Source organism: Mycoplasma sp. ATU-Cv-703, assembly GCA_004011965.1.
Classification (GTDB): Bacteria; Bacillota_I; Bacilli_A; order Mycoplasmatales; family Metamycoplasmataceae; genus RYZV01.
Genome location: RYZV01000001.1, coordinates 506,558 through 523,365 on the forward strand (window position 1 = coordinate 506,558; position 16,808 = coordinate 523,365).

The 16,808-nt window shown below is 43.3% G+C and carries 15 protein-coding genes and 1 rRNA gene; 15 read left to right on the plus strand and 1 reads right to left on the minus strand.

The features are described from left to right. Positions 1–29: 29 nt before the first annotated feature. Complete coding sequence (locus tag CSE00_RS02325) at positions 30–635, minus strand: hypothetical protein (RefSeq protein WP_127942975.1); 606 nt, start codon at positions 633–635, stop codon at positions 30–32. Between the two features lie 117 nt (positions 636–752). On the opposite strand from CSE00_RS02325, the gene CSE00_RS02330 reads away from it, so the two are divergent. The 15 genes from CSE00_RS02330 to CSE00_RS02400 all read left to right on the plus strand — a co-directional run bounded on the left by CSE00_RS02330 (position 753) and on the right by CSE00_RS02400 (position 16,807). Beyond that, a complete protein-coding gene (locus tag CSE00_RS02330; protein ID WP_127942976.1) occupies positions 753–1,943 on the plus strand; it encodes a BMP family ABC transporter substrate-binding protein in 1,191 nt (396 codons plus the stop codon). Between the two features lie 116 nt (positions 1,944–2,059). Further along, complete coding sequence (locus CSE00_RS02335) at positions 2,060–3,244, plus strand: BMP family ABC transporter substrate-binding protein (RefSeq protein ID WP_127942977.1); 1,185 nt, start codon at positions 2,060–2,062, stop codon at positions 3,242–3,244. A gap of 208 nt (positions 3,245–3,452) precedes the next feature. Then, complete coding sequence (gene pheS / locus CSE00_RS02340) at positions 3,453–4,415, plus strand: phenylalanine--tRNA ligase subunit alpha (RefSeq protein ID WP_127942978.1); 963 nt, start codon at positions 3,453–3,455, stop codon at positions 4,413–4,415. Then, on the plus strand, positions 4,400–6,571 hold the full coding sequence (locus CSE00_RS02345; protein ID WP_127942979.1) for a phenylalanine--tRNA ligase subunit beta: 2,172 nt from the start codon (positions 4,400–4,402) through the stop codon (positions 6,569–6,571). The genes pheS and CSE00_RS02345 overlap by 16 nt, the downstream gene beginning before the upstream one ends. A 36-nt stretch (positions 6,572–6,607) precedes the next feature. Then, positions 6,608–7,405, plus strand: coding sequence for a TIGR00282 family metallophosphoesterase (locus CSE00_RS02350; RefSeq protein WP_127942980.1), 798 nt, complete (start codon positions 6,608–6,610; stop codon positions 7,403–7,405). 44 nt (positions 7,406–7,449) lie between these two features. Further along, positions 7,450–9,165 (plus strand): AbgT family transporter, encoded by a 1,716-nt coding sequence (locus CSE00_RS02355; protein WP_127942981.1) that lies wholly within the window; start codon positions 7,450–7,452, stop codon positions 9,163–9,165. 153 nt (positions 9,166–9,318) lie between these two features. Further along, entirely contained in the window at positions 9,319–10,020 is a 702-nt protein-coding gene (locus tag CSE00_RS02360) for a lipoprotein 17-related variable surface protein (RefSeq protein WP_161565546.1), read from the plus strand. Positions 10,021–10,153: 133 nt separating this feature from the next. Beyond that, positions 10,154–10,831, plus strand: coding sequence for a hypothetical protein (locus CSE00_RS02365; protein ID WP_127942983.1), 678 nt, complete (start codon positions 10,154–10,156; stop codon positions 10,829–10,831). Further along, complete coding sequence (locus CSE00_RS02370; protein ID WP_127942984.1) at positions 10,825–12,447, plus strand: hypothetical protein; 1,623 nt, start codon at positions 10,825–10,827, stop codon at positions 12,445–12,447. The genes CSE00_RS02365 and CSE00_RS02370 overlap by 7 nt, the downstream gene beginning before the upstream one ends. After that, positions 12,437–12,721 carry a hypothetical protein gene (locus CSE00_RS02375; protein ID WP_127942985.1) on the plus strand — a complete coding sequence of 95 codons (285 nt, stop codon included), beginning with the start codon at positions 12,437–12,439 and terminating at the stop codon, positions 12,719–12,721. Before CSE00_RS02370 ends, CSE00_RS02375 begins: the two co-directional genes overlap by 11 nt. 24 nt (positions 12,722–12,745) lie before the next feature. Then, on the plus strand, positions 12,746–13,597 hold the full coding sequence (locus tag CSE00_RS02380) for a DNA-3-methyladenine glycosylase (RefSeq protein WP_127942986.1): 852 nt from the start codon (positions 12,746–12,748) through the stop codon (positions 13,595–13,597). Positions 13,598–13,813: 216 nt separating this feature from the next. Beyond that, positions 13,814–14,647, plus strand: coding sequence for an MSC_0882 family membrane protein (locus tag CSE00_RS02385; protein ID WP_127942987.1), 834 nt, complete (start codon positions 13,814–13,816; stop codon positions 14,645–14,647). Between the two features lie 27 nt (positions 14,648–14,674). Continuing rightward, positions 14,675–14,902 (plus strand): YneF family protein, encoded by a 228-nt coding sequence (locus CSE00_RS02390; RefSeq protein ID WP_127942988.1) that lies wholly within the window; start codon positions 14,675–14,677, stop codon positions 14,900–14,902. A gap of 34 nt (positions 14,903–14,936) precedes the next feature. Continuing rightward, positions 14,937–15,040 (plus strand): 5S ribosomal RNA (gene rrf / locus CSE00_RS02395). A gap of 168 nt (positions 15,041–15,208) precedes the next feature. Next, entirely contained in the window at positions 15,209–16,807 is a 1,599-nt protein-coding gene (locus CSE00_RS02400) for an ABC transporter ATP-binding protein (protein WP_127942989.1), read from the plus strand. The last annotated feature ends 1 nt before the right edge of the window (position 16,808 follow it).

Here is a 16,808-nt window from a genome sequence, read left to right on the forward strand (position 1 = left end):
ATCTGCTTTTAACAACTGAGCCGACGTGGTTAGACAAGTTGGGCTTTACGTCGGGTGATTTTATTCCGCGCGGGTGGCAGCAATAAAAGCAAAAAGGGCATTAGCGAAAACCAAGCGGCAAAAACAAGCCACTTTCTTTTCTCTAAGTAGCAACTATAAATTATCGCCAGTCTAATCTGGGCTAGACCTAGTCGTTGACGAAAATCATGGCCAATCGATTGACCGTATTTCTTAATTAGTTCAAGCGTTTTGCTGCCAACCAAGTCGGGTCACTGATCGTAAAAATCTCAACCTTGGTCAAAAAGGTAAATTTGGTAAAGTCCGTGTTTGGTCTTACTCCATTCGTAATCAACTCCGGTGAAAATGCTGCTCAGACAGAAAATAAAACCAATCAGCGGCAAAATTCCGACCGAACCGATGATTATTCAAACCGCCCGGTCGGAGTAAAAAATTCCCAATACGATTAGACCACTGATAACAAGAGTAAAAAAAGTCATCAGCATTCAAGCGCTCCAGGCCGCCATCTTAATTAAGTGTCGGAGAGACTGAAAGTCGCTAATGATCGCACGACTGTGCTTTTTTCATTGTTTGACTGGTAAGTTGCTAACTGAGGAGCGGTATTGACTAATTCGCATGTTGAAAAAATTATACCAATTAAGCCCCAAGTAAGGTCACCCAGAACGAGAGGTTAATGCTAGTGTTATAATCAAAATAAGTCTGAATGAGAGTCAAAACGGGGAGATTTTAGTACGATGCGAGTTAGTAAAAAGTTTTTTTGCGCCTTGATCGGCGGTTGTGCGCTAACTTTTAGCGTTTCGGGAGTCTTAGCTTGCGGAGCCGCAGGTCGAGTTCAAACGTTCAGTAAAATTGGTTTAGTTACCGACACGGGTTCGCTTTATGACTTTTCTTTTAACCAACAAGCTTGGGAAGCGATCCAGGCCTTAGATCCAAAGGCCACTCAGGCTGACAGCGTAGTGATGCCTTCGTCGCTCGATTCCAGTGCGCTTGAGCAAGGTTACAAAACGCTTTTCAAAGACAGAGGCAAGGAAATTGCCGTTGCTAACGGTTTTTACCACGCCGAAGCGATCCAACGTTTTAACCGTAACAATAATTCCGGGGAAGGCGTTTTCATTTTGAACGACGCGGAACTGCCAGCTGTTAACAATGTTGCTTCAATTGTTTATGACACTCGAACCGCTTCATTTCTGGCTGGTTACTTAGTTAGTCTTTACCTTGAGGCTCGCAGCGATATTTACCCGATGCCCAAAGTTGGTACTTGGGGAGCTAAAAACATTTCCAATGTAACTGACTTTATGATCGGCTTTATTTACGGCGTTAATTACTACAACATTAACCGTCCGTCGGGCAAACAATCAATCGCTTTTGGGCGGTTTGCTAATCGCGATTCGTACACTAACTCTGGTTTTGAAAAAGGCGGCGGTACTAAACAAGCCGATGAACTTTTAGCCGAAGGAGTCAGCGTGCTTTTTCCTGTGGCCGGAATTCAAACGTCTGACGCAATTAGCAGAATTGAAAATTTGGGCGAAAGTTCCCGCAACACACTCAAGGTGGTCGGAGTCGATAGCGACATGGTGCTAAGATACCCCGACAAACCCCAGTACTTTTTGACCTCAGTGATCAAAAATACCAAAGCGGCGATTATGGGCATGCACCGAGTTTTAGCGGGCAGCCCCGAAGCTGACCCTGACATTTTTAAGGGCTTAGGCGCTACGACAGTCGGAAATTTATCCAACCAACTAACTGGAGTAGCTAATAACAGCGGTTCGGCAGCTTGGAGAGAAGTAAGTAATTCAGGAGCAATTTACCAAAAGGCAGTTGGGCCGGAAATAGTTGATATCGCCATTAAAACTGTGGTTGAAAAAACTTGAGACGAAGCGCTCATTTTGCTAGAGTCAATGAACCGCAACGAAATCCGTTTCTAGCATTTTTAGTTGGTCAAACTACGTTATTTAAACTTAGCAAGGAAAGTTTCTTTCCATAGTTTTGCCTTGAAGTGCGATGCTATAATGCTCTATGAAAATGATGAAAGGAAATTCTGATGCGTAATACTAAGAAGTTAATGTTGGCTAGCCTGCTCGGTTTGGGCAGTTTGCCAGCTCTGAGTTTGGTCGCTTGCGGCGGAGGTGTGGCAGCCGGAGCAACTAACATCGGTCTTGTAACCGACGCGGGTTCAATCAACGATAAGTCGTTTAACCAACAAGCTTGGGAAGGGGTCAAAGCAGTTGATCCAACCGTCTCTGAAGCGAAAAACGTGGTGCGTCCTTCAGCAACTAGTCCAGCTGCAATTGTTTCTGGTTACAAAACACTTTTAACTAACGGGATTAAAAACATTGTCGCGCCTGGCTTTTACCACCGCGATGCAATTCAGCTTTTTAACCAGGAACAAGGCGCTGCGAAAGATGACGTTAGGTTTATGCTACTTGACACGGAACTAGAAAATCGTGCGTCAAACACAGCTGAACTTACTTACGATACCCTTTCGGCTTCATTTCTGGCTGGTTACTTAACTAGTCTTTGGTTTGAAACTCAAGTCGAGCAATACCCCGAGCCCAAAGTTGGTATGTGAGGTGGCGGTCCTTTTCAAGGCGTAACTGATTTTATGATCGGTCTAGTTTACGGAATTAAGTACTACAACGAAACACGCGCAGTTGGTAAAAAAGCGGTTTCTTTCGCGACTTTCAACAACAAAGATAATTACACTGATACCGGTTTTGAACCAGGTAAAGGTCGGGCAAGAGCCGACGCGTTAATCGCCAGCGGAGCTAAAGTTATTTTTCCAGTCGCCGGACCTCAAATTCAAGATGTTTTCGCATCCGCAGAAGCAGCTGGTAAAAACGACATTCGCGTAATCGGAGTCGACACAGACATGGCTAATCGTTACGACAAGCAAAAAGACTGGTTCATTACTTCGGTTCTTAAAAACATTAAGGACTCGGTGAGTGGACTTTACAAAGTTATTACCAATTCGCCTGACGCTGACAAAGAAACTTTCAAAGGTCTTGGTCAAATTACCCGCGGTAACTTTGCTAACAAACTAACCCAATTAGCTGATAACACCACGCTAGGTGCCTGGTCAAAAGTGAGCGATCCGGGCAGTTTTTACAAAAAAGTGGTTGAGGACAAAGCGCTAATCACAAAAGCGGAAGACTTAACCAAAGGCAAAACTTGGGACGACGCTTACAACGAATTAATTAAACTTGACAACAACGACATTAGAGCGTAAATACCACTAACAAGAGCACTTTCTAAACTAGCCGCGAGGCTAGTTTTTTTGCTACGATTAGAGCTTTTAAACGTTAAGTGCTCGCTTGCCAAAAGGGTCCATTTGAAAAAAACTCGCTTGCCAAAAGGCCTTAGTATAATGGTATTATCAAACTGATTAATTAGACATTAGTAGGAGCAGAGCAAAAATTATCGCAAGGAGTTTTTGGATGAAAGTAGAAGCGGTCAAAACTTGGGAAGATTTAAAAAAACTTAAACACGCTTTTTACGGACCGACGGGACCAGTCGTTAAACTCAAGCAACAACTTAAAAAAGCTTCGCCGTCCGAAAAACCTACGCTGGGTAAAAAACTGCAAACTTTAGTGGCTGCCCAGGAGCAAAAATTTGCTGCGGTCGTCAAAAACCTGGAACTTGAAGCGGTTGAAAAAAGAATTAAAACCGAAACCGTGGACATTAGTACTCCCATTGGCCCTGCCGGTAGTTTGCACCCGCTAACTTTAATTGCTAACCGCGCTCGTCAGTGACTACTTAGTCAAGGATACTTTGAGACAAGCGGATCGGTAGTTGAAAATGACGAATTTAATTTTGAACGACTTAGCGTTCCTAAAGACCATCCTTCGCGCGAAATGCACGACACGCTTTACATTGACAAAGTTTTACTGCTGCGCACGCACAATACCAGTTTATCGGCCCGCGAAATGGCCGAGCGACCTAACCAAAATTTTGCCCAGTTTTCGATCGGCAGCGTCTACCGCAACGACGTGGACGATGCAACGCACTCACACCAATTTTTGCAACTAGATTTAGTTAATGTGGGTCCTTACGGACTTCCTGAGTTAATTTGAACTTTAGAAAATTTAGTTAACTTCATTTTGGAAGGGAAGTACGAAATTCGTCTCCGCCCTTCGTACTTTCCTTTCACGAGTCCGTCGCTGGAAATGGACATTAAAATCGCCGGACGCTGAACGGAAGTTTTGGGGGCTGGATTAATTGCTCGGAGCGTTTTTGACAAAGCCGGCTACCAAAGCAACCAAAATGGTTTTGCGGCCGGAATTGGTCTTGACCGTCTGGCGATGGTAAAGTACCAAATTCCTGACATCCGCGAATTTTACAAGAATGATCTCCGCTTTTTAAGTCAGTTTAGAGGAGCCGAAAAATGCTTTTCTCATTAAAGGAGTTAAGGCGTTTAGCTAACTTACCAATTGAAATGGGCGACCAACTGGTTGTTGATGCGCTAGTTCAACTCGGTTTTGAGGTTGAATCGCAAACCGCGTTTCCTTACGTTGAGAAAGTTAAGTTTGGGCGTGTTCACGCGGTTGAACCCAATCCCCAGGCCGACCGTCTTTCGGTTTGCCAAGTGGTTTTTAACGACCTAACTCGCACGATTCAAACAAGTGCGACTAACGTGAGAGTCGGAGCGGTAGTGGCTGCTTTTGTGAGCGGATCAAAGCTGGGCGAAACAGTCTTTTCACCCCGCAAGATGCAAGGCGTTGTTTCCGAAGGGATGCTAATTTCGCTGAGCGAAGTCGGTTATCCAAGCGCGCTGTTGGGCGAGCTGGGCGAAGGAATCACACTTTTTGAAACTGACACCGACCTTAATTTAAATCCCATCGACTTTTTAGGTTTAAACGACACTTTACTCGACATTACCGTTTTACCAAATCGCCCTAACAGTCGCTGTTACCAAGCGATCGCCCGCGAGTTAGCCGCTTTTTTTCACCGTCAAGTGACGCGCGAACATTGAAATAAGTTTCGTCCGTTTGGCAATTTAAAAGCTAGCGCTCTGGCTGGCAACGACTACGTTTTGGTCGGTGCCAAAGCTGATTTTCAAATCACTTGAGCCGAAAAACTGCTTATCGTTAAAAGCGGGTTTGCTTTAGGCGACAAAATCACCAACTTAATTAACTTAACTCTTTTAATGAGCGGCTTACCCATTAGCGTTTACGACCAGGACAAAATTGGAACCTCGCTCAGTTTGGTCAAGGTGTCAGACGAAAACATTGCTTGGGCTGACCACCGCTACAACTTAAGAAACAACTTGGTTGTTCGCGACAAAAGTCAAATTATTGGTTTAACTGGTCTTGGCCCCATCGATTTTTTCCGTGCTAGCGAACTTTCCAAACAACTGGTGATTGAAGTGGCAGTTTTTAACCGCGCCGATGTGTTAGCAAACTTAAAGTTAACCGCCGCCAGCGGCTCTAGTTCCCAGGGTCAAATTCACGCCCGATCGCTTGGAATTGGCGCGCTTTTAAGAGCGCTCAGTTTTTTAAAAACGCGCTTAGGTGACCTAACTAGTCTAACCGGTTTTAAACTTCCGCCCCGGCGTTTACTTGAGTTAGATAACCAAGTTCTCAGTCAAATTGCGGGCGAAGACATTAGTCAAACCGACAAGTTTGTGGCAGTCATGCTCAGTCTTGAAACAATCGGTTTTGAAATTGACCGCGGCAAAATAGCTCTTCCCTACGATCGCCAAGACGTGATTAGTCAATCGGACTTAGCGAGCGAAATTTTGCGTTTTTACGGGCTAGGTTTTTTAAAACCGCGACCACCCGCGCCGAGTCGAGGTGAGGTCGTCTGACCAAAACAATTAATTTGAAAACTAGTCGGTTTCGGTTTGAGTCAGATCTATTCTTACTTGCTAGTGGATTGGGAAGATAACCAGTTTGATTTTTTTAAGCTTGGTAAACCGATCAAACTTTTAGATTACCCTTCAAAACTTTACAGCAGCATTCGCAACTCGCTAGTGAGCAGTTTTTTGCCGATCGTAGATTACCACTTAAAACGGAAAATAAGTCCGCTGGGTTTTTTTGAAATTGGTCAAATCCACTTAAACACCAAAGTTTTAGGTCTTTGCCAAACTGAGACGGACTTTCAATCTTTTAAAACAAAAGTGGCCGCTCTATGTCCGCCCGGGGTCAGTTTTGTCCGCAGCACTTACGTCCATTTACACCCAGGTCAAAGCGCTGAGATTTTGCTTAACAAACAAAAGATTGGTTACCTTGGCCAACTTCACCCGGCTTTTTACGATCAACCTGTTTACTTTGCCGAAATTAACTTAACCCACTTAACCAAACTCCAAGAGACCAAAACGCTCACCTTTAGCGCTTACCAAAACGATCCGCTCAAAGTTCGCGACCTGACGCTTAGTTTTAAGCCCGGGGAGAGCGCCGAAAAAACGCTCACCCAAATTAGTGCCATTCCGGGAATTTGGCAAATTCAAGAAATTGGTCGCTACCTTAAAAAAGATGGTCAAGTTAATGTGACTTACCGGGTGAGCGGACATGCGAAGGCGATCGGAATCTTTGAAAGTAAGTTTTACCGCACGTAGACCCGCCCGGTTTAGTCTATATTTAAGTTGGTGTTTATGAAAAAAAATCTCAACGTTTTGTTCATCGGAGACATTTTTGGTCGGCCAGCGGTCGAAGCGTTAGCAACTTGCCTGGCTAAGTTAGTTAAACTTCACCGGGTTGATTTTGTGATTGCACAAAGCGAAAATGTATCCGATCGCAAGGGACTAGTTAAGGCCGATTATGAACGTCTAAAAGAAATCGGCGTCCAAGCTTTTACGCTTGGCAATCACGTTTGAGCCAAAGACGGCATTAAACAAATTATTGCTAACTCTGACGTGATTCGCCCTTTCAACGTCCACAGCGATTACCCGGGTGAGGGAACGCGCGTTTTTAAAATTGCTTCCCAAACTTTGCGGGTCACTTCCATGCTCGGAGTGACTTTTAACGAATTAACTGACAATTGGAAACAAAGTCAGGCCGACAATTTTTTTGACGCCTTTGATTTGATTGAGAAAGACTATCCGCGCACGGATTACCACCTAATTGATTTTCACGGGGAAACAACGAGCGAAAAAAATGTTTTTGGTCTTTACGTGGATGGTAAGGCGAGCGCTCTAGTTGGCACGCACACCCACGTCCAAACTAACGACGCCCGCATTTTGCCGCGCGGCCTAGCTTACATTACTGACGCTGGTATGACTGGTCCGAGCAACTCAGCGATCGGTGCCGAGTTTAAAAGTGTCTACCGTAAAATGCGCTTTGACGCTCGGAGCAAGTTTATCGTTTCGCAAAACCGCGTCCAGTTTAACGGCGTTTTAATTCGTTTTTCTCCGCACGGGCACAAAATTAAGAGTTTAAACTTTCTAGTTTAATTTAAGATTGTTATACTTCTATCAGTTACTTGGTATTCAAGCACATGGATAAACATAACCAACCTCGCAAAAACGCCTGAGGAACGATCAGGCGTGTTTTTGGTCGCGGTGTTCAGGCGACTTTAAACAGCGTGGAATGAATTGGTAATAAGTTTCCTAAACCGATTTACCTTTTCCTATTTTTAGTCATTATTATCGTTTTTGTTTCAATGATTTTAAGTCTCGCCGTGCCAAACGGAGTTGTTTTAGAAGGTCTTAACCAAGACCAACCGGTTCACTTTTTTAACTTGATTGGCCGAGACGGAATTATTTGGTGACTGAAAAACTTCATTCCCAACTTTATGGCTCTTTCCACAACGGGAATTGTCATCATCACCACCGTCTTTGTTAATGTGGCCGAAAAAGCTGGTTTTGTGGATTTAGTGATGCGGAAAATTGCGACTGCCGTTTCGCGCAAAATTCTCACGCCGATGATGATTATGATTGGTTGCTTAACTAACTTAGCAGCTGACGCAGGTTACTTAATTTTGATTCCTCTAGCTGGACTGCTTTACTACCGGGCTGGTCGCCACCCACTAGCGGGGATTGCGGCTGTTTTTGCTGGCGTGTCGGGCGGGTTTGTCACCACGCTTTTGCCAGGAACGATTGACGTGATTATGACTTCACTGACTAACGATATTTTGGCTCAGCAAGGTTATGAACATTTGAGCATCAACCCGATGTCAATTTACTACTTCACGCTCACACTGTTTTTCCTTTACATTATTGTCGGTTGAGCTTTGACTGATTTAGTGATTGAAAAAAGACTCCACCAACGTTATAAATTTGAGCGTCCAGCTCACATCGTGGTTGGTGAAAAAACTAAACTGACCCATCTTCAACGCCGGGGATTAATCGCGGCCCTAATTTTTATCGCGCTTTACGTAATTGTTTTTGTGCTGTTTATTACCGTGCCCGGAGCACCTTTTAGCGGTTTTATTTACGAGATTCAAAACATTCCCGCCGGTTTTAAAATTCAAGATTACCAGCCGCTCAACCACCTAGCTCTAATCATCGGCTTTCTTTTTCTGGGGATTGGAATAGTTTACGGCTTTTTTGCCCAAACTTTTAAATCGCCTCAAGATGTAATTGATAGTTTAGTGGAAGGTTTTAAAAAAGTCGTTCCGGCTCTAATTCTTTTCATGGTCATGGCTCAGTTTATCGCGGCACTGAGTCAATCTAACATCGGAATTGTATCGGGGTATTACTTGGGGATCGGTCTAGTCAAAATTTCTAATCCGCTCGTCGTGTTGGCGCTTTTTGTAATCGTAGTGGCATTTTTTAACTTGATGATGGCCGGCTTAACTTCTAAGTGGGGCATCTTAGGTCCGATCTTTCTATTAGCTCTTGCCAAGGCGGGCATTGATCCGAGCGTGACCACGGCTGCTTACCGGGTTGGCGATAGCGCGACTAATTTAATTGCTCCTTTGATGGCTTACTTTCCGCTCATTTTAATGTGAACCAAAGATTGGGTAGTTAAGGAACAGCGCGCACGGTTTGAGATGGGCTCGCTTATGTCAATCATGTTTCCGTACGCGGTGTGCTTTTTAATTGTCGGTTTAACGACTCTCCTAGTTTGGGTAGCGATCGGTACACCGCTTGGAGTCGGCAGTCATGTTTACCTCAAACCTTCGGAAGAAGACCTAGCTTTTTTGGCGCCTTTCCAATCGGATTGACGGCTCGTTAATTCACCAACCGAAATTTTTAAATTGAGAATTTAAAGCCGCTACTGGACGGGATATTTTGGTTTTTTTGAACCTAAATGCTACAATATAGGTGCTATTCTAATTTCGAGGAATAGCGATCCAATACCAAGATCATTCGAGATCTCTATAGAGGTTTTAAAACAGAAAGGTTTGTTTAAAACAATTAGTATGAATAAAAAATTATTCTTGAGTTTCGGAGCGCTAATTGGGATTACAGCACCACTTGCAGCTGTGGTAGCTTGCGGTCCTAAAGCGAAAACCGATGACGAGTTGGTGAAAGAGTACACTGGTAAAATCCAGACTTCTTACACCACCACAAAGAAAGATGTCCTTGTAGATACTTTAAACCTTAAAGTAAACGATGAGACAAAAGCCGAAGTACTAGGAATTGCAGATTTTCCTAAGCCTGATGAGGCTACAGTTGTAACAATGACTGTTGCTCAATTGGACGCAGCTGCAGGTACTGTAAAAGTTAAAGTTGATGTTAAAAGAGGTAGCGCTACGGATTCAAAAGAAGTTAATGTTACTGGCTTCAAAAAACCAGACGCACCTTCTGATGACCAAAAAGCTGTTGACGAATATCTAGCTGGAATTCAAGCTTCTTACACAACTAGCAAAACTACCACAGCGGCATCTGCATCAGGTATCTCAACTTCAACAACTTGAAACACTATTGCGGACGCAAATACCGCTTTGGGTATAACAATTCCAACAACACTTCCAGAAGGAATTACAGTCACATTTAAAGTAACTGCTGTGGAAACGCCAACGGGAGCACAAGGGAGCGTTAAATTCGATCTTACTGCAACCAAAGGAAGCACCAGCAAAGCAAAATCAGTCACAGTTACTGGTTGAGCAGCTGAGGCCTAAGCAGATATCTCTTTTTAAGTTAAACAACAAAAAACAAGCAATTAAATCTTAAGATTTTGCATAAGACTAACCGTGAGGTTAGTCTTTTTTATCGTTTATAATCAGAACAGTTTACAGAGCAGGAGGTTGGCAGATGAAAATTGACTTGCACTTGCATTCGCCCGCTTCCTCGTCCAACGGCGATTCGATTGGATGAAAATCGCTCCACCACGCGCTGCAAAAGTTAAAACTGCATCGCGTTAAAGTCGCGTCTTTTACCGACCACAACACTTTTGACGCCCAGTTTTACTTACAAGCTCGTCAACTAGCCAAAACCGCTGACATTCATCTTTTACCTGGAATCGAGGTGGATGTGCTGCGCTCCAACGATCGCCGGGCCAACTTACTAATAATTTTTGACGGCGATCTAAGCTCAGCAGAACTACAGAAGATTGAGCAAATTGCTCGGCAAAACCTTCTTTTTAAACAAGGTATCAGCATTAATAAGGTCAACGAGTTATTTAGCGATTTTGAAACGCTCAGAATTCCCCACGTGGGCAAAAACGACTTTTTTTGCCCCGAAGATTTAAAACTACTTCGCTACGACGCTGTGGAAGTTAGTAGTTTTGACCACCCCAACTACCGCAAGTATTGCAAAACCGATGCGCAAAAAGCGGTCGTCGCTTTTTCCGATACCCACGTTTGGAAAAAATACCCTCAACACGGAAAAAAACTGATTACTTGGGTGCCTATTAATGAAAAGTCTTTGACAGCTTTAAAAACCGCCTTGGCCCAGCCAAGTGTTTACGCGCGAGAAGGAGAACCATGTTAAAGAAAATAGTTTTTGGAGATTTAGAAGATCTTAGTCAGTCAAAAAAATGAGTTGAAGTGGAGTTTGGCAAACGGTCCAATGTAATTGTTGGGCCCAAGGGCGGCGGCAAGTCGACGCTTTTTGATTTAGTAGCCGGACTAAAGAAAAACGTTATTTACCAAAATGTAATTGACGCTTTAGAAAGTTTTGGTCTGGAATTTTTAAAAGCCGAAAAATTTAACGGCGAAATTATTTCGGTTCACAGTTTGTCGCTGCGGACCGCTAAGACGCGTTTGCAAGATTATGCGCAGCGACACGACGTAATTTACCAGCAGGATCCGATCAAGGAAAATTTGCACAACTCCAAAGAAATCACTAAGAAGAAAGAACGCTTTGCCCACGAAGTGGTCGCCCGTGCTGAATCGGTCCAGAAACTAATAGATAAGATATCAAATTTCCACCACGGCATGGAAAAGTTAAAAAGCCTTGATGGAAAACAAATTAATTGAGCTAACCTTTTTTCCTTGAAAGGCCAACAAAAAAACGGCGATGATTTAATTATCAAATTAAATTACGATTCTCATCCGCAAATTATTGAACTAAAACGTCAAAGGCAAATGTTGGAAAAATCTGGTCAGGAAAGCCAAGATTACCAGCGCCACACGCTTTGGCAACTCAAAAATAATTTGGACAAACTTGACCAGTTGTCTTCCGAAAGTCGCGAGCAATTGCGTAAGCAGTTAGTGAAGTTAGACGAGCAAATTGGCGTTTTAAACAAGTTTTTCACCCAACAAATTAGTTGGCTTGATCGGATCAAAAAGTTTTTACTTTGGTTTGAAAACGCTTACCAAAAAGTGGTTGAAAAAATGAAGGCCAAATCGTTCGAGAAGGCCGGAATCAAACAGTTTCAAATTAAAGCTGAGACCCATTTTCGTGATTACGCAAAACTCATTCGTTACCAAAAGAGACTATTTCACGATTTGCTCGTCAATCCGATTCAACTCAGTTTTGACGAATCACAAGAAGGCACGTATTTCTTGGCTTTTGAGATCAAAAAGAGTGTCGAACTTCAGCAAGTTCAAATTTACGATTTGATTTCCCAAGTTCTCTATAAGCCAGCTTCAAATAACGACATCGGAGACTGAATTAAGAAGGTGCTAGAAAAAGGGCTCAAAGATTTTGAGCCGGGTAAAATTCGTAAAAAACTAGCTCAAATCGTCAAAGAAGAAGTTAACGTTTTAGCCAACGGCAAAAATTACGAAACAATGTCGCTCGGAGAAAAATCAATTTACGGGATTGAGTACAAACTCCGTGAATCAGCTGGTGAAACGCTTTTCTTAGACCAACCCGAGGACAACTTAGATAATGAGACGATCGCTGAGCGCGTGCTGAACCTAATAAACGATCACAAAGAGCAAATTTTTATGGTTACTCACAACGCCAATTTAGGGATTTTGTCCCGGCCTGACAAAGTTATTATCGCTAATTTGCACGGCCAAGACGCTTTGCCTTACCAAGAAGGCCACTGGATCAGCGTTGACCAGCCAGTTGCTAATGGAACGCTTTACTTAGAAGGTGGTACGCAGTTTTTAGAAAAAAGGTACCAGATTGTGAAAGGAAAAAGATATGACAATTAAAATTAAACAAGCTTTGGCATCCCAAGAGGGAGATTTTTCTCCGATTGAAGTCAGTTTTGCTTCCGAGAAGTTAATTATTTCACCCGATTCAGACCAGTGAAACAACCAAGGAATTAACAGTTTTTTGACTAAATTGGCTGCTAACACTCCGTCTGAGGGCAAAATCGAAGTCGAGTATGACGAGCAAAACCGCGGCGAAATCTATCTTTACGTGGTCCAACTCTTTAAAACTTTTCAAGACCAATATAACTCGGAGTCCTTAACGGAAAAGTAGTTTTAGTGTTAAACTGACTTTCTGATGAGTCGGTTAGTTTTTTTGACCCAAGGATTAAATTGGAAGTGCACTTTTCCGAGTGGTTTAATTTACCGCGTTTTCCAAATCGGTCGGAAAATTTTGTTAGTTAAACTCACTTTTGGTGCCGAGTTTGTCAGTGCCAAAGCGCTTGCGACCAAGGGAGGTCAACTTAGTCAGCGCGATCAAAATGCGCTAACTAGTCAAATTAAGCGTTGGTTAGGTTTTGGTGATCCCTACCTTAACGAGTTTCACCGCTTAGCCGTCCAAGACGATTGGTTAAAACCAATCTTAGCTGCTCACCGCGCCTGCCCTTTGGTCGGGCAAAGCGATTTCTACCGCGCCCTAGTTTGAACAATTATCGGTCAACAAATTAGCATGGCGGCGGCTCGAACAATTTTTGAGCGTTTCATTAGCACTTACGGCGACAAATTAGTTTACCAAGGTCAAACTTACCACGCTTTTCCCGGTCCAAAATTAGTCGCTACTTTAAAGGTTGAAAGTTTAACAGCCGTCAAAATTTCCAGACCCAAAGCAAAGTCAATTTTAAAAATTAGTCAAATGATGGTGACTCGTCAGTTTGACTACCGAGCTTTAGAAAAGGTCAGCGACTTAGAGCAGTTAGTTAGTTGCTTAGTCGCTCTACCTGGTATAGGCCCTTGGTCGGCCCACTACTTAGCGATGCTTTATTTTCGCCATCCCGACGCTTTTCCAGCTCAAGATGCTGGTCTAATCAAAGCAATTAAGTTGCTGAGCAGGCAGCAATTGGTTGACGAACAAGTTTGAAAAAAGAAGTTAGAAAAGTGGCAGGGATTTCGTGCTTACGCGGTTTATTTTTTGTGAAAATACTTAGTTTAGCGTTTTGACAAGAAATTTTTAACGACAAGTCGTTAAGAGCGTTTTTTAAAATTCCGGGCTCGCGAGCCGAGTTTTTTGACCATATAATTAAAAGGTGAAAAAAGCATCTGATCCGACCGAAAACCGTTTGTTTAACCGACCTATTTGCATAGTTTACTTTTTCTTAAGGTCAAAAAACGACAAGTTTAGTGATCGTTATTCACCAAGGAGTTGCCCGTGGAGTTAAAACCGCTTTTCCAGACTTCAACCATTAAAATTGTCACTTCGCCAGCCACAAGCGTTAAAAAAAGTTTAGGGCGCCGCGCCAAAGTCAGTGAAGATCCGCTCGGAGTCATTCCAACGGGCATTTTTCGGGTAATACGTTCAGAAATTTTGCGTCAAAAATTAACACTCATCTTTTTATCGGGACTTCTCTTGGCGCTCGGAATTTGGATCACTTTGTTTGCGCTAGTTTACAAAACGAGTTGAATTAGTTACGTTTTGCCCAGCAGCCTTTTGCTTTTTAGCGTTTATAAGTTTTTGATTACGTTAGTTGAAATGGGATGTATGAGCCGGGCAGTAACACGCTACCGGGAAGACCTACGTTTAGATTTAACTTCGACGCCGCCTTTTTTGGCGACTTTGTACTTAAATCTTTTCAAAAAACAAATCGCCCACAACTGATTAACGTTTGTGATGATTTTCTACGGCGGAATTTTAACGCTTTTGCTCTGGTGACTAAAAGATTTCCAGTGGTGATTTTTTGACTTTAAAAATTGGATCCAAGCTCTTTTTGCTAACCCTACGCTGATGAGTTGAATTTTTACGATCGCTTTAATTACTTTGGCAGTTTTGCACATTTTAATGAGCATTCACCGCCGTAAAAAAATTCTCGAGATTGATGCTTACTTTGGGGCTAAGTTGGCACCAGCGAGCGAAATTGAAACTTTAAAAACAAACCACAACAAATTTTACCGTCGACTGTTTTTGGTCTCATTGCTCGTCATGCTAATTATTCCCGTTATAATCAAAATGGTTGTCTTTACGATCTTGCGTCGCCGTCGCAAGTAGTTTTCAACAAGTTGCCAGGAGGACTTTATGCCAGTCGGAGCTTGAATCGGAATTTTAGTCGTTAGCATTATCATCGCCCTTTTAACCGGCGCAGCCGTCGGTTTTTTCCTAACCAAAAAAATGTTTGAAAAACAACTCCGGGAAAATCCGCCGATCACCGAGAAACAAATTCGTGCCATGTACATGCAAATGGGTCGCAAACCTTCTGAGGCTCAAATTAAAGCGACGATGCGCTCGGTTAAACGAGCAAAATAATTACGCTTCGCCAGTTTTTTAGTTTATAATTTGCCTAGGTCGCCATAGCGCTAGGGTCCACCTGATCCCATCCCGAACTCAGCAGTTAAGCCTAGCAGCGCCGAAAATACCTCCGGGGAAGATAGGACGCGACTCTTTTTTTTCGCGATTTTTGCGCTTTACTGGGCGAATTGGCCCCTCAAACGCACCGCGTTATAATCGCTTAACGGCGCTTTTTCAACACTCGTTTGTCACAATGTTCGCTTATAATCTCTATGAAAAACCAACTACCAAGGGGAGGGTCCTCAATTGGCAAATGCGATCGAAATGAAGCATATATCAATGGTCTTTGGCAATTTCGTTGCTAACGATAAAATTGATTTAACGGTCGCCAAAAACTCGGTGCACGCTATCATTGGCGAAAACGGAGCCGGCAAAACGACTTTGATGTCAATTCTTTTCGGACTTTACCAACCCACGAGCGGAACGATTAAAATCAACGGTAAGTTGGCCGCGATTAGGTCACCCCTTGACGCCAATAGGCTCGGAATCGGAATGGTTCACCAACATTTCAAATTAGTCGACACTTTCACTGTCTTTGAAAATGTCACGCTTAACTCCGAAAACACCACGCTAGGTTTTATTACCCAGTCTGAGCAGAAAAAAAGACTGCAAGCTATCGTTGATCGTTACGGGTTGGAACTAGATTTAAAACGTAAGATTTCCCAAGCGAGCGTCGTTGAACAGCAAAGAACCGAAATTTTGAAAATTCTTGCCCGCGATGCTGACATTTTAATTTTGGACGAACCGACTGCTGTTTTAACACCTCAGCAAATTGACGACTTTTTAGCCGCCGTTTTAAATTTAAAAGCCCAAGGCAAAACGATCGTCATCATTTCTCACAAACTAGACGAACTTCGCAAAGTGGCAGACCGAGCAACAATTATTCGGCGCGGAAAAGTGGTTAAGCAGGCAGACATGTCCAAGTTGACCGACAGTCAAATTGTTCGCGCCATGGTTGGGGCTCAGCCGATGCCAAAGCGAGCGCGCAAAGCCAGCCGCCCCGGTCCAGCGCTTTTAAAAATTGAAAACTTGGAAGTTAAAAAGTTAGGCAGCAAGGCGCTAGGACTACGCGATTTTTCGCTGAGCGTTCGCGCCGGTGAAATCGTGGCTATTTGCGGAATTGAAGGAAACGGTCAACAAGAACTTGTTAACGCGATTGCCGGTCTTCAAAAAGTTGAAAAAGGCAGCATTGAGTTTTTGCAACCAGTTTTGCCAAGTGCGGATCGCCAAAGCATTTTCAAAACTAAAAAATTAACCGCGCCAACTTCAGAAGTTGCTCTTCAAAGCGTTAACGTGGCTCACAGGTCGGTTAAGAAACGTTACGACGTGGGATTAGCTCACATTCCCTCAGACCGCCATAAATGAGGTCTGGTGTTAGACATGAACGTTTTTGAAAACGCGGTCATCCAAGATTTTAGATTAGCAAGTTTTAGTCGCGCCGGTTTTTTCCGCTACGCCAATGTGCGTAACTACACCAAAAAGATCGTTGAAAAATTTGACGTTCGAACGCCCCATGGCATTAGTTCCATCGTCCGTTTTATGTCCGGAGGTAATCAGCAAAAATTAATTGTTGGCCGGGAACTTTCCCGTTCGAGAGCAAGTATTTTGCTCGTTAGTCAACCAACGCGCGGTCTTGACATTGGCGCGATTAACAAAATTCACCAGTACATTTTAGAGGCCCGGCAAGCCGATAAAGCGGTTTTGCTAGTTAGTTATGAACTCGACGAAATTTTGGCCTTGGCTGACCAAGTCGTGGTAGTTAACCACGGCACCAAAGTGGATCAGCTGCCCATTAGCCAAGTGAGTCGTCAAAAGTTAGGTCAACTGATGACTAGCAAAGCGCTTGAGAAAGGAACCGCTTAGG